Annotated in this window: 13 protein-coding genes and 1 pseudogene; 7 read left to right on the forward strand and 7 right to left on the reverse strand. The window is 47.3% G+C overall.

Annotated features, from left to right (window positions below; all coding sequences use genetic code 11):
- Positions 1-29: 29 nt before the first annotated feature.
- Positions 30-1,358, forward strand: a complete 1,329-nt coding sequence (locus ACO0K4_RS19260) for an O-antigen ligase family protein (protein ID WP_422958299.1) — start codon at positions 30-32, stop codon at positions 1,356-1,358.
- A gap of 7 nt (positions 1,359-1,365) precedes the next feature.
- Here the strand turns inward: ACO0K4_RS19260 and ACO0K4_RS19265 are convergent, their stop codons facing one another.
- Genes ACO0K4_RS19265 through ACO0K4_RS19285 form a run of 5 tightly spaced genes read right to left on the reverse strand, consistent with a single transcriptional unit; the run spans position 1,366 to position 6,766 of the window.
- Positions 1,366-2,415 carry an acyltransferase family protein gene (locus ACO0K4_RS19265; protein WP_422958300.1) on the reverse strand — a complete coding sequence of 350 codons (1,050 nt, stop codon included), beginning with the start codon at positions 2,413-2,415 and terminating at the stop codon, positions 1,366-1,368.
- A 22-nt stretch (positions 2,416-2,437) separates the two neighbouring features.
- Positions 2,438-3,388: a glycosyltransferase family 2 protein gene (locus tag ACO0K4_RS19270; protein ID WP_422958301.1), complete on the reverse strand. Its 951-nt coding sequence runs from the start codon at positions 3,386-3,388 to the stop codon at positions 2,438-2,440.
- A gap of 8 nt (positions 3,389-3,396) precedes the next feature.
- A complete protein-coding gene (locus tag ACO0K4_RS19275; RefSeq protein ID WP_422958302.1) occupies positions 3,397-4,356 on the reverse strand; it encodes a polysaccharide biosynthesis tyrosine autokinase in 960 nt (319 codons plus the stop codon).
- Positions 4,349-5,797, reverse strand: a complete 1,449-nt coding sequence (locus tag ACO0K4_RS19280) for a Wzz/FepE/Etk N-terminal domain-containing protein (RefSeq protein ID WP_422958303.1) — start codon at positions 5,795-5,797, stop codon at positions 4,349-4,351. The genes ACO0K4_RS19275 and ACO0K4_RS19280 overlap by 8 nt, the downstream gene beginning before the upstream one ends.
- Before the next feature lie 12 nt (positions 5,798-5,809).
- Positions 5,810-6,766, reverse strand: a complete 957-nt coding sequence (locus tag ACO0K4_RS19285) for an SLBB domain-containing protein (RefSeq protein WP_422958304.1) — start codon at positions 6,764-6,766, stop codon at positions 5,810-5,812.
- Positions 6,767-7,091: 325 nt separating this feature from the next.
- Between ACO0K4_RS19285 and ACO0K4_RS19290 the strand changes: the two genes are divergently transcribed.
- Both ACO0K4_RS19290 and ACO0K4_RS19295 read left to right on the forward strand, forming a co-directional pair.
- Complete coding sequence (locus tag ACO0K4_RS19290) at positions 7,092-8,051, forward strand: glycosyltransferase (protein WP_422958305.1); 960 nt, start codon at positions 7,092-7,094, stop codon at positions 8,049-8,051.
- A gap of 46 nt (positions 8,052-8,097) precedes the next feature.
- Positions 8,098-9,516 (forward strand): undecaprenyl-phosphate glucose phosphotransferase, encoded by a 1,419-nt coding sequence (locus tag ACO0K4_RS19295; RefSeq protein ID WP_422958306.1) that lies wholly within the window; start codon positions 8,098-8,100, stop codon positions 9,514-9,516.
- Between the two features lie 63 nt (positions 9,517-9,579).
- Here ACO0K4_RS19295 and ACO0K4_RS19300 read toward each other — a convergent pair whose 3' ends face one another.
- Positions 9,580-10,854, reverse strand: a complete 1,275-nt coding sequence (locus tag ACO0K4_RS19300) for a YihY family inner membrane protein (RefSeq protein WP_422958307.1) — start codon at positions 10,852-10,854, stop codon at positions 9,580-9,582.
- 176 nt (positions 10,855-11,030) lie between these two features.
- On the opposite strand from ACO0K4_RS19300, the gene wrbA reads away from it, so the two are divergent.
- From wrbA to ACO0K4_RS19320, 4 genes are read left to right on the forward strand one after another with little or no spacing between them, the layout of a single operon-like run.
- The gene (wrbA, locus tag ACO0K4_RS19305) at positions 11,031-11,642 is read left to right on the forward strand and encodes an NAD(P)H:quinone oxidoreductase (protein ID WP_422958308.1); all 612 of its coding nucleotides are present in this window, start codon (positions 11,031-11,033) and stop codon (positions 11,640-11,642) included.
- On the forward strand, positions 11,639-12,037 hold the full coding sequence (locus ACO0K4_RS19310) for a DUF2069 domain-containing protein (RefSeq protein ID WP_422958309.1): 399 nt from the start codon (positions 11,639-11,641) through the stop codon (positions 12,035-12,037). The genes wrbA and ACO0K4_RS19310 overlap by 4 nt, the downstream gene beginning before the upstream one ends.
- 5 nt (positions 12,038-12,042) lie before the next feature.
- Entirely contained in the window at positions 12,043-13,449 is a 1,407-nt protein-coding gene (locus ACO0K4_RS19315) for an FAD-binding oxidoreductase (RefSeq protein ID WP_422958310.1), read from the forward strand.
- Positions 13,450-13,483: 34 nt separating this feature from the next.
- Positions 13,484-13,939, forward strand: a complete 456-nt coding sequence (locus ACO0K4_RS19320; protein WP_422958311.1) for a DUF4124 domain-containing protein — start codon at positions 13,484-13,486, stop codon at positions 13,937-13,939.
- A 35-nt stretch (positions 13,940-13,974) separates the two neighbouring features.
- Here ACO0K4_RS19320 and ACO0K4_RS19325 read toward each other — a convergent pair.
- Positions 13,975-14,303 (reverse strand): annotated as a pseudogene (locus ACO0K4_RS19325) (hypothetical protein); the annotation flags it as partial.

Raw genomic sequence — 14,303 nt, forward strand, 5'->3', positions numbered from 1 at the left:
AATACAAATCAAACAAATCCACGCACGCCATGCAAGAGCTATCGGCCGCCAACTACCAGCAGCAACATCCTTTGAACTGGATAGAAATCGCCGCCATCCGTTTGATGGTTGTGTGTTTCGTCTTATTCTCCCTCTTGCCTTATGGGATATCCTGGGATTACGCAGGCACATCCGAGCTGACGATGGAAGGCTCGCTGAATACCAAACTGGAATGGGGAAGTTTATTTCTCATCTCGACGATTTTATTGATACGCCATCTGCCACTGACTTTGCGCTACCTGCGGGTCATCAATCCATTTCTATTGCTATTGATCTTCTGGTGTCTGGCGTCCTCGTTCTGGTCACCCTTACCTGCGGTGACTTTTAAAAAGGCGATTCAGCTGGTAGGCCTGGTCATGATTGCTCTTGCGATACAACTGTCGTCACGTCCTCTGGATTTATTTATTAATGACCTGAGATACACCCTGACGGCTATTTTGATTGCCTCATTTTTTGTTGCGATTGCGATTCCCAGTATTGGCGTTGACGTAGAACTGGGTCGTGCCTGGCGCGGTATCTTGTCGCAAAAAAATGAGTTGGGTCAGGTCGCCGCACTCTGTATCCTGCTTTGGCAAGTCAGTGCCTGTGACGGCAGCACCTCAAGCCGCTCTATGCTGATAGCAATCCTGTTTGGCTTTTTTGTATTGATCATGTCAAAAAGCTCGACTAGCCTGGCGATTACCGTACTGAGTTCTACACTTTTTCATTTATTTCGCAAGCAGAGGATAGAGTCCGCCTATTCAATGACACGAGCAAGTCTGTCAATCGGCATTGTGGCCTTACTCATGGCGTTTGCCTTCTATATGTTTGAGTCCCGCCTCCCGACTTATGGCGAGATCACGTCTCCGATTGCTGGCTTGTTTGGTAAAGGTTCGGATTTAACCGGACGTACCGACATCTGGCAATTAGTCGAACTGGAAATCGCACGGCATCAGTGGATGGGCTTGGGGTATGGCGCTTTTTGGTTAGGCCCCGGAAGTTTGTCCCAATACGTGATTGATGCCCTGTTTTGGGTACCGCTACAGTCACATAACGGCTATCTGGACATCTTGAACGAGCAAGGATTGATTGGTCTGTGTCTGGCAATTTTGGTATTACTCAAACAATTACAGCAATTGTTCCTGATGACCTATGTAGACCGTTTACAAGCGGCGTTCTGGGGCACCACCCTGATGGTGGTGATCATCACGAACTTCACTGAGAGCAGCTTATTTCGCGGATTCGGATTCCAGAATGTTTTTTTCATTTTTGCATTGGTCACAGTGACCTCATCACTGCGCCGTCTCAAAGAAGACTCAACAAAGCCGGTCAACACTTAATGCAAACTTAATGCAAAAAACGTCGCCCTATACGGGCAAAATACTGTTCCACATACCGGTACGATAAGTCTGCGCAAATCCACGACGTAATTAATAAAGTGGCGATCCGTATCCAAAGCGCTGCATCCGGCATCCATGCCGTAATCAAAGTAAAAATAAGATAGTGGTACAAATACAGCGAATAACTGATCCTGCCGATATAAATCATCGGACCAGACGATAACAAACGCTGAATCGGGTTCTCAATAAAAACCAAATGACAAAACACGCACGCCAAAGCGATGCCCTGGATTGAATACCGTAAAGATTCGCGAAAAATCTCGTTACGTACCAGCAACGAAAGCAACATCAAGAGCGCGCCAGATACCAATACACGACGATCTGAAAAAAATTTGTTTGCCCAGGGATAACGCGCCAGCAAAATAGAAAACCCGGTGCCGTACAAAATCGAATCCAATCTGGTATCGGTCCCCTTATAAATGCGGTCATGCGCTAATTGCTCAAGCCCGAATTGAGTGATCAGGTATAAGCGCCAGAGGAATACGATAACAATCAACGCCACGATCAAACGCAAGAACCATTTTGTTTTTCCTGCCAACGCAGCAAACAGGAAAGGGAAAACCAGATAAAAATGTTCTTCTATCGCCAAAGACCAGGTGATCGACAGCGGAGCCGGCAAGGTATCGTCGCCAAACCCAAAGTAAATTGCATAATAGTTGGCGTAATAAAAAAACACCGACAAGAGTTCGATTAACTTAATCGTTTCTCCCATCGCTAGCATCGCGAGCAAACACAACATCACATACACAATCAGCGCTGGCATTAAGCGAAAAAAGCGTCTGAGATAAAACTGTTTGATATCAATCCGTGTAGTCGCATCCCATTCGGCGATCATCAGACGCGTGATAATGAAACCACTGATAAAGAAAAAAATGGTGACGCCTAAACCGCCGGGAACAATATGTCCTAGCCATGCATGAGAAATCACCACGAGCAAGATAGAGACCGCGCGCAAGCCATCCAGTGCAAGCAAGCGATTGGAATGTGGATGCGTCATAAAGCTTTTATATTGCCGCGCATCAGGAAGAGCTGCCGTAAGCCTGAGATAAGCTACCGAAAAGATAGCTGAGCTTACCGGCCTGTGACGCAAGAATGCGCAACCATTTAAATGACGACAGAGGTTTAAACACCAGCAAAACGAGCACCAGCAATGCGGCAATAATTAATTGCAGTAATGCCCGGCTCGCCAGATACGCCGCACGTAAGCTACGTGCGCGTCCCTGCTGCATCGCCAGCTCTGTCCGCATAAACAATTGTCCGGTTCTGTAAGAGCGCTGTACTAACCATTTGGGCTGCGCACGATCGAGCGGTATCCATTCATATACAGGTGCTTCATCACACCACACCATGCGCGCTCCGCCTGCGCCTAGCTGACGAAACAAAATAGAATCTTCACCCCCCGTCTTGCCGTAGGCAGCATCAAACGGTCCACAATGTGGAGAGCTTACAGCGCCATCACATAAGCGCATCAATGCGCTTCTGCGTATCAATACATTACCGCTGCGGGCATCAGTCTCTGTGACGGTCGTTCCGGTAACCAGACGACGCCGGTCAAAATAGCCGCCCTGCTTTAACCAGTTGGCGACACCATCAGCGTATTCAGCAAGAACGGGGGCGAAGACCAGGTCGGCGCTATATTGTTGCTGAGTCTTTATGAGGTGAGAAAGCCAGGTCGGCTCTGGACGCTCGTCATCATCAACGAACACAATCCATTCACCCAATGCTGCGTGAACTGCGGCATTTCTTGCCAGTGAAATATTTGACTCAGTTAGAGTGACAGGTGTCAGACGGTCACCGAATTGCAATGCGGCTTCGGACAACACACCGCTTGCAGATTGAGCAGGATCATTATCGACGACGACGACCTGAATAGTCAGATGCGTAGTGTCTTGCTGAAGAATCGCGTCCAGTAAAGCCCGCAGCAATACGGGACGGCGAAATGTACAGATACAGATGCTGATATCAAGCATATCTGTCATCAGGAGAATAAGCTTGCGCGTATTTTTTTCCACCAGCTCGTTGCAAGCTCATTCGTTACCCGGTTATCTTCAGACTGATTGTAAACAGTGCCGACTATGTCGACACCAGCAACCTGAAGATCTGCCATGGTTTGCTTGAGCGCATCGAGTTGCGTCTTATCTTTCCTAGCCAGAACCAGCGCCGCACCTAACTGATAGGCGACAATCTGCGCATCGGAGGCAAGCGATGCGGCGTGCGTATCAACGATAAAGGCATCGAACTGATCCCAACAGCTTGCCAATACATTCTGCACATTAGGCGCACGCAATATCTCTAAGGGATTTGGAGGTTTTGGGCCTGCTGGCAAGATGTGCAGATTCGGCATTAGCTGAATAAGCGCACTCTCTAGCGTAATACGACCTGCCAATACCGACGACAAACCATCAGGACGATCCAGACCAAAATATTTTTCCTGTGCTGAATGACGTAAGTCCGCGTCTACCAATAAAGTCCGCTTACCTGATTGAGACAGCGCAATGGCAAGACTAGCCGCCATGTAGCTCTTGCCCTCGCCTTGAGCAGGACTGGCGATGACTAATTTTATTTTATCCTGATGCTCAAACTTAAGCAGTAGCTCGCTGCGCAAGCGCCGGATTTCTTCCGCTTCAAGACAAAATGGATAATGTAATATATTGAGTGAAGGATGCGCCGTCCCAATCAACAAATCCTTTGACGCATAACCGAATTGTTCACCGAGCGCCTGATCAAGCTGACCTTGTGTCAGCAATCCCAAAATTAATGCAGCATCGCCGAACCGAAGATTTTTTTCTATCTGAGTGCGGGCAATCTGTTCGATCTGCGCTTTGGTAAGCAAGCCTTTTTCAAGAAACAGTTCACCTAAACGGCCGATTTTTGGCATGGCGACATCCTCTCCTTGCGCGGTCGGAATTGCCAGCTGCTCTGACGGAAACTTATCCATGAAAGCCTCTTAGTTGGTCGTTATTTTTTGTTGTAGTTTGCTGATCAAATAGTTTTTCAGCAAAACCAACTTTGGCTAATACTGGGACATCAAATTCTCTCTCCAGATCATCGACGCAGCGTATCTTACGCTGAGATAATTCGAGTAAAAATGCGACGCCGAATCCAAGCAAGACACCAGCAATCATGCCAAAAATCAGATTATTACGTAGCAAAGGTTTGGACTGACGCTCAGGTAACTCTGCCCAGCGCATCACCGATGCATTAGAGATCACCACGTTACTTGTCATCAGTAATTCGTCAAATTTTTGGATGGCAGCATTATAGATTTTTTGGACGCTATCCAGCTGACGCTGGTAGGAGCTGATGACGTCACGATGCTGTTTATTTTCTAATGTGCGCTTTTGGTAGCCTGCCAGATCCGCCTCAATGACTTTCTCTTGCTGCATAAATCGGTATTCATTGGATTTGAGCGCATCGACTGCGGTAGCTGACTCTTTTTGCAAACGCTCATTGAGCGATTTAATCTCCTCCTCAATCGCGATATAACGCGGGTGTCTGGCACCTAATGAGGTTCTGGCATTGGCGAGCTGCATTTCCAATGCACTGATACTGGCTTTCAGGCCAGATATGTTCCCTATCCCGGCGATCTCTGGAATATCAGCGCCGCGGTTACCATTACTCATCAAGCGCTCCAAGGATTGGCGTTTTGCCTGCGCCTCGATTCTCGCGAGTTGAACATCGACCAGTCTTGCGCTGAGATTACCCATTTGTTTGGAATCCAGGTCTGAACGCTCGTCTGTATCAATAATCTGATGTTCTTGCTGATAGGCCGTCAGTTTTTTTTGCAGGTCATCCATCTGACGGCTCATATTTTCTAACTGCGCGTTATATTGATCTCTCCTCGCGCGGGCCGGTGCATTCATCATTTCCAGCGACAAATCCATATATGATTTGACCACTGCATTAACGACGTCCTTAGCATGCTGTGGATCACCTGACGCGTATTCAAGCTCGACAACCCGGCTACTTTTATGCGGCGTGACATCAATATTTTTTACGATATCTTCGGCAAGAGCGCGTAATCCACGCTGTTGTCCATATTTTTTGATATACCGTTGTCCCGTAGTGCTGTCTTCCAGCTTCAGCGAAGCGATAACACGCTCCGCGACCTGAACGCTCTTGATCACATCAAACTGGGTTTGCAGATAACTCTCGTCCTGCATAGGATGAAATTGACGACCACCGATAGGATCATTGATACGGTAGTCGATATACACATCGGCAGATGCAATATAGGTTTTTGGTAAGAGCATGCTCGCTATCGCGGCTACTGCCACGGCCAATATCACGATAGCAGCAATAAGCACACGACGGGCACGTAACATCGCACCAATCTGAGCAAAAGAGAGTAATAAATCGCCGGTCGAGTTTTGCTTCATGATCCAGCCACTTTAAAACAATCGTTCATTGATAAACAGCACATCACCTGGCAACACCTGATCGGTTATTTTTGCAGGAATTTCTTTTGTTCCGCCATCCTCTGTTTTGCGATAAATCGTCATGCGGCGGGTTGATCCTCGCTCCGTGACTCCGCCACCGATCGACAGTACACGCATGACAGTTAGCTCTTCTTCGATGGGATAGTTACCGGGCTTTCTGACCTCACCGTAAACGTAAAAAGTCTTTTGCGATGAAACGAACAAGACATCATTTGGCAATATTTTCTGGTTCAACTTGTCCGGAGTCTGTGTCGTCTGCGGATCAATTCTCAACGGAATGTAGTCCACCGTCTCAGCCTCGGCTTGCCCTTTACCGCGGCGCATGAGACTGATGCCCTTGTCGGCCCGATTGTTTAAACCACCCGCTAGACTCAGCGCATCTAAAAGCGTCAATTGGTTCGGTAAAGGATAACGCCCGGGTCTTTGCACCTCACCCAGTACAGAAAACGTTCTGCTGAGTTGCTGCAAGACCTTAATCGCCACCTTGGGACTGCGCACATATTGCCCTTGCTCCAGCCTGTTCGCAAATAGAACAGCGACTTCTGCCGGAGTTTTCCCCTTGGTATCGATGACGCCTACCAGAGGTAAAGTGATCACACCGCTTTCTCCGACGGTCACATCGGAAGTCAAATCTGGCTGACCAAATACGGTGACCAGCAACTGATCACCCTCACCGATCACTTCGCGTGCAGAAGTCGGATTATCGGAAATTTGTGTTGAGTCTAGGTTAGCTGCAGGAGGATTATCCTTCACTGCAAGAGTGACATTTTCTGGTGCGATCCGGTCAACTAACTTCAATTGTAGCTGCCCTTGTAGCGTCGCTTGCAGCGGCGAATTGGACGGGACTTTAGGCTGAACGTCGATTGCCGTCTGGGCGAAGATGGGCAGACACAGACAACTCAGCAACAAACAAACGAATGTTTGGGCTCGTGAAAGGCAGTTGGTCCGACGAAAAAGTGAAAAACTCATCTAAATAAGTGCCTGACATTAAAAGAACTCAATTCTATCTTGCAATAATAAAAGAAGTTGCAAATTTTTGTCATGAAAACAAGCTGAGCAACAAAGCAATTCCCGAACAAGATATGACACAATGAAAAGACAAATTTGATAACAATAATTAACTTTTGATTGATTGTTGATTCTATGCAAACTAAGTTAACATGAGCAAAGCTTTCTCGTTTGCACGAAGAGATCCGACCGATCAGCTATTCACTCGAGAATACAAGGTACCCGCATGACACACTCGCCGACACAATCCGAATTTACTTCCCTACAAAACATCCAGGTACCGCATCCTCCGACCTATCCTGTACGCGTTGTACCGCTGGTCATTATCGCGCCGGTTCGTGATGAGGCAGACCTGATCCAACTAACATTGGATTCGATGGTGAAACAAACAGTCAGACCCGTTGAGTGGGTAATTGTTGATGATGGCTCACGTGATGCGACGCCAGATATCGTCAGAGCCTACGCAGAAAAATACAGTTTCATCCGTTTGGTACAAAGACCAGACCGCGGATTTCGTAAAGTCGGCGGCGGCGTCGTCGCTGCATTTAAGTATGGAATTAGCCAGATACAACATAGCGACTATCAATATATAGCAAAACTCGATGGCGATATGTCGTTTGGCTCACGCTACCTTGAAATCATGTTCGGCAAGTTTGCAGAAAATAACAAGCTTGCCGCAGTTTCTGGAAAAGTGTATCGCGAAGAGCAAGGTCAAAAAATAGAAGAATTCATTATCGATGAACATGTTGCCGGACAATTCAAACTCTATCGTCGTGATGCCTTTGAAGAAATTGGTGGTTTTGTCGAGGAAGTAATGTGGGATGGCATTGATGTTCATTCAGCACGGATGAAGGGCTGGTCAACCATGAGCTTTTATCATCCCGATGCCATCCTGATGCATCATCGCCTGATGGGTTCTTCGGATAAAAATGTGTATCGTGGCCGTCTGCGCTGGGGACGCGGCATCTGGTTCATGGGCTACCACCCGCTTTATGCTCTGGCATCAAGCGTATTCCGCATGCGAGAAAAACCGTTTGTCATCGGTGGCATCCTGATTATGGCAGGCTATCTTGGTGCAGCACTGAAAGGCGCACCGCGCTACGACAATCTGGAATTTCGCCGTCATCTGCATCAATGGCAGCTAGGTCAAATTAAAGCCTTGTTCATCAAAGGACAAAAATCTTGATCAAGATTATTCCGCTCATTAGCTCGTCAGCAAAGGGACCAACTTTATGATGGGTCAGGTTTCCTACGGCAGAGGTACGCAACCGTCGCAAGTGATGGCTGCGATGGTGGGTATCGCTTTTGGCGTTGCCGTTACGATGACCTTAGTTGCCATTATTGATTACTACGGCAACACGGATCTTGATGCCTTCGGTCTGCGTATTTTCATCGCGGGACTGGCTAGCATCATCGCGTTTTCCAGCCACAGATTACTCAATTCCTTACAGGATCGCCGGTTTTTTTCGCTTATCCCTACCCTGACTATCCGGTGGTTAGTCGTGTTTACTCTAGTTTTAGTCAGTGCCTACGCCGACAAAAGCACCGAACGCCTCTCCCGTGTCGTGATGTTGACGTGGCTGGCGATTACACCTTTATCCTTGATGCTGACCGCTGCCAGTATTCGCTTGTTTGGTGCCTTCTTTTACTCCAATCCTGCCAGACGGCGGAAAGCTGTTTTAATCTGGTCTAATTCGGCATGTGCTGACCTGGTTGATTCATTGCGGAGAACACCACTGGCAGCAATCGACGTGGTTGGATTTTTTGATAACCGCAATGACTCCCGCCCACCGAGCGGCTTGACACGCTTGGGCAATCTTGATGATGTAACGGAATGGTTGGTCGATCCAAAAACAGGTCGATTAACGGTAGATGTGGTCTTTATTGGGCTCAACACTAAAGAACCCCCGGAACTCGCTGAGATCATCGCGATTTTGCAAGACAGTACAGCATCGACTTATTTTGTACCTGAGTCCCTGATCTTTGGTATGCCTGGCATACAGTTACGAGAAATGGCGGGCAAGCCCGTCCTGGCTTCAACTGAGACGCCATTTATCGGCTTGGCCGCATTACCGAAACGCATCCTAGATTTGATGGGAGCGAGTCTAGGATTAATCCTGCTGTCTCCGTTACTCCTGACGGTCGCCATCGGTGTAAAACTCAGTTCACCCGGCCCAATTTTCTTCAAGCAAAAACGCTATGGGGTTGCCGGTAAACCGATCAACATCTACAAATTCCGCAGCATGAAGGATCATAATTCTGAAGGGCCGGTTATTCAGGCGACCCAGAGGGATAATCGTGTTACGAGTTTTGGGCGTTTTATCAGAAGCACCTCTATTGATGAATTGCCGCAGCTATTCAATGTTCTGATTGGAAATATGAGTCTGGTCGGACCACGCCCGCACGCGGTTGAGCATAACGAGCTATACCGCAAGCTGGTTCACGGCTATATGTTGCGACATAAAATCAAGCCAGGCATCACCGGTTGGGCGCAAGTCAACGGCTTCCGCGGTGAAACTGAAACACTGGAAAAAATGCAGCGTCGTGTGGATCTCGATTTATATTATATTCAGCACTGGTCAGTCTGGCTGGATCTCGTGATCCTGTGGAAAACCATAGGTGTTTTATTCGGCGATAAGAACGCTTATTGAAGCTTATTAAAGTTTATTAAAGCCGGCAAGAGCAGCTTAATTTAACGGTGACGTGGATGAGTGTTATCTGGCGATGACCTGATTCAACTCTTTACGATTGCCGGAAAAATACGATTCCCAGTTTTGATCCAGACCGTTCTCAATCACTGACTCGACCTGCATGGCGAGTAAGCTATGAGCAATCGTCTTAAATACAAATAATCGGTACACGTGAGAAAGTTTCAGTAACTCAGGGTTGGCCAGCATGACCCAGCGTTCTGCCCCTTCATTGAGTTTTTTCCACCATGCCAATCTGGTCGTTTGTGGTGATTCGGATGCCACTTTTGCTACCCAGCCGACTTCCAGCATTTGCTCAAGCAAACCATCAATTTCGTCTAAGCCGAATCTCGTCTTGACGCGGATAGTTGCAACATCAACCGCCGCTCCCTCGCTGGTATTGCGCGCTTCATATAAGACTCTGAGAATATCGATCGCATCGATAAATGCACTGCCTGGTGCCGGGCTATGCCACCAGCGCTCGTATTTAACAACCGGCAAAGCTGCCGCAATCACTGCGCCAATAAGTGTAATCAGCCACGACAAATAGATCCACACCAAAAAAATAGGTACCGCAGCCAAAGCGCCGTACACCACGGTATAGGTCGGGAATTTAGTCACAAATACGGCAAAGATACGTTTTGCGATCTCAAAAGCAATCGCGGCAAACAAACCTCCCCACGCCGCATCATGCCAGTCGACAGTGCGGTTGGGCACTGCAAAATACAGCAGGCTAAAAGCAACGGTAGTAAAAAACACCGAGACTAACGTATAAAAAACACCACCTATAAACGGTACTGCCCCAACCACACCGCTGGTTGCCGTAAACAGGTAAGACGTAATCGTAATGGACACACCAATCAACAATGGCCCAAGTGTGACAATGGCCCAATACACCAAGACTCGTTGGGTCAATGGTCTGCTACGCTTTACTTGCCAGATTTGATTAAACGATTTATCAATCATCGCCATGGTAGTAACCGCCGTGACCATCAAGGCGACGCCGCCAACAGCAGACAGACGTGTCGCTTTGGTAGCGAATTGCGTAAGATAGCCAAGTATCGTGCTGGAGATATCTTTCGGCATCAGGCTCTTTATAAAATACGCCTCCAGTGATGTTCTGAATGTATTAAACAAAGGAAAAACCGTAAAAATCGCTAAAGCAATCGTCAGGATAGGCACTAAGGCCAATACTGTCGTAAACGTCAGACTACCTGCCACCTGTGGCAGACGCCCTTCACGCAAACGCTGGTTGGCAAATAAAAATAAATTGCGAACCAGACTCCAAGAAAACTTATGCATAAAATTCTTTGTCCCTACATTACTTACCAATAACATCACCATCTCAACCAATCACAACAAAATATAATTAAAAGTCACGTCAACAATTTCATAAATAATACGCGCTAAGTCAGCAAGTACATGAGCAAGCATATCCATACATGGTTACAGACGAAAAGCCCCATATAATAGCAAGCATGAACTCTCAACAACTAAGCATTCTCGTTTTATATTATTCACGCCACGGCAGCACCCGAAAAATGGCGGAATATATCGCCCAAGGTATCGAAAGCGTCCCCGGTTGCGATGCCCGCTTACGCACTGTGCCCGCAGTGTCTGCGGTAACGCATGCCACTGAGCCTGAAATACCGAACGATGGCGCCCCCTATGTCGAATTAGCTGATCTGAATGAATGCGATGGACTAGCATTGGGCTCCCCTACCCGCTTCGGCAATATGGCCGCTGCCATGAAATATTTTTGGGATGGCACAGCAACGGATTGGCTTTCAGGGACATTAAGCGGAAAACCTGCATGTGTATTCACGTCAACTGGCAGCATGCACGGCGGACAGGAATCGACTTTACTGTCAATGATGCTACCGCTCATGCACCACGGCATGGTGCTGCTAGGCATTCCATACAGCCATCCTGAACTGATGTTAACCAGCACAGGTGGCAGTCCTTACGGCGCAAGCCATTGGGCGGGTATCGATGGAAAAACAGCGATCTCTGATGACAGTAAAAAACTCGCGATTGCTCTTGGTCGACGCCTGGCAGAGACAGCAAAAAAATTGAAAGCTCCCGTGTGAATACCTCCCGACAATCTGTTTATTACTACCTGACCTGTGGCAGTTTAATCGCCTTGATTGTATTGCTGATCCTGTGGGAAACCATGTTAGCACCGCTAAGACCCGGTGGCTCCTGGATGGTGTTAAAAGTGATTCCCATCCTGATTCCGTTACGTGGCATCTTAAAGAAACAGATTTATACGATGCAATGGTCGTCTATGCTGATACTACTGTACTTCACGGAGGGTGTAGTTCGGGTCTATAGTGATAAAGCGTGGTTATCCAGCGTGCTGGCCGGATTGGAAGTCGCCCTAACTATTTTGTTCTTTTTTTCTAGTATTTTCTATCTCAAGCCGCATAAAAAAGCAGCTAAAGCAGCCAGAGCAATCGCCCAAGACCAACTCAAAGCAGAGTAAATCTGATGAACCATTTCCTGAGCCTGTGTGAACAAGTTATTGGTAACGAGCACATCATACTCAATGAAACTGAGGGGCAAGCTTATGTCACAGACTGGCGTAAGCGCTTCAAAGGTAAAGCACTGGCGATACTGCGTCCGGGGACAACGGAACAAGTCGCGCACTTGGTCAAGCTCTGCAATACCCATCTGGTCGCGATTGTGCCGCAAGGTGGCAATACTGGCCTGGTGTTAGGTAGCGTACCTGATCAAAGTGGCAAACAGATTGTGATGTCATTAACGCGTTTAAAGCAAATACGCCAGCTTGATCCGGTTAACAATACGCTGACAGTAGAAGCGGGATGCCTGCTCGCAGAGGCGCAATATGCCGCCCAGCAAACACAACGACTATTTCCATTGTCTCTGGCATCAGAAGGTAGCTGTACAATCGGCGGCAATCTCTCTACAAACGCTGGCGGTACGGCGGTGCTGCGATATGGTAATGCTCGCGAATTATGCCTGGGTCTGGAAGTGGTCACGGCGAACGGCGAAATCTGGAATGGCTTACGGGGCCTCAGAAAAGACAATACCGGATATGATTTACGCGACCTGTATATAGGCGCAGAGGGCACTCTAGGCATTATCACAGCAGCCGTTTTAAAACTATATCCGGAACCCAAATCACAAGTTACAGCGCTGGCAGCCGTCGCATCAACCGAAGCCGCACTCTCTTTACTCACTCTGGCTCAAGAACATGCTGGCGCGACATTGACTGCATTTGAATTAATGTCTTCTGTGTGTGTTAGCTTGGTTCGGCAGCATTTCCCAGACATTGCCATACCAGCTCTCGCACCGTCACCTGAATATGTATTACTGGAAATTTCCGATCATGAGTCTGAGCTACATGCGAATACTCTCCTGGAAAATTTACTGAATAGCGCAATAGAAAAAAATATCGTCACAGATGCCGTCATTGCTACATCAATTCAGCAGTCAAAAGGCATATGGCATCTGCGTGAACATATCTCGATGGCGCAAGCTGCTGAAGGGAAGAATATCAAGCACGATGTCTCTCTCCCTATTTCGGAAATTGCTCGCTTTGTAGCATCAACAAATATCCTGCTTCAGGAAGCCTTTGCAGGTTGCAGGATGGTGATATTTGGCCATCTCGGTGATGGCAACTTGCACTACAACGTGTCCCCGCCGAAGGACATGCCAGACAGTTCCTTCATCCTGTATCAGGCCTCAATTAACCAAATTGTGCATGACAATGTACACCGCTTTGGCGGTTCGATTTCAGCAGAGCACGGGATAGGTATGCTCAAAAAAGAAGAACTACTCCGCTACAAGTCTCCGATAGAAATGCAATTAATGCGCAGTATTAAAATGGCATTAGATCCGAACAATTTAATGAATCCTGGAAAAATCCTCTAATTTTGCTCATTTCTTTACTTAATACGGACAAAAAATGATCCATAGTTCGCCGAAAAAAATGCTATTGATGTCTCTGACAATGTTGACACTCGTTAGTACATCACAAGCCCAAACCTTTAAATGCGATGTAAACGGCAGCGTCAGTTATAGCCAGACACCTTGTATCACCAATGCAAAACAATCTGTCATGGATACGCCTGCGACTATCCCGCCTTATTCTGAAAAAACTGCAAAAGAAATTGCTGCTAAAGAAAAAAACGACGCCAATCAACTTGCGCAATCACGCCACAAAGCAGAAGAAAAAAACGATAGAGAAATGAAGGCCATTGCCGCTAGTAACGCCAAGAAAAAACAACAATGCGATGCACAGCAATTAAAAATAAAATGGGCAAAAGAAGATTTAGCGAATGCAAAACCTAAGGCTGAATCACAAGCCCGCCAAAAAGTAAAAAGAGCTACCGAAAAGGCAGCTCTCGTTTGCGGAAAATAGATGGCGGTATCTGAATACTGCCATCAATATAATTCTCAGAACTCTTCCCAGTCAGCATCTGGTTTTTCACTACGACTTGATTTGCCGGAACTCTGATTAGACGTTGGAGCCGGTTTTGCTGAGATTTTCAACTTTGTTACTTGTGATGATTTTTTCTCTGGCTTTTTTTCTACCCGCTTTGTCGTCACTGCTGGTGCCGCCGATGCCACATTCGATGTTTTGAAAACCCGGACTGTTTGCGCCAAAGCCTGAGCCTGCTCTTCCATGCTCTCTGCCGCTGCCGCTGCTTGTTCTACCAAAGCTGCATTTTGTTGCGTCATTTCGTCCATCTGGGTTATGGCGAGATTGACTTGTTCAATCCCGG

The sequence above is a fragment of the Undibacterium sp. RuTC16W genome, assembly GCF_049339445.1.
Lineage (GTDB): Bacteria > Pseudomonadota > Gammaproteobacteria > Burkholderiales > Burkholderiaceae_D > Undibacterium.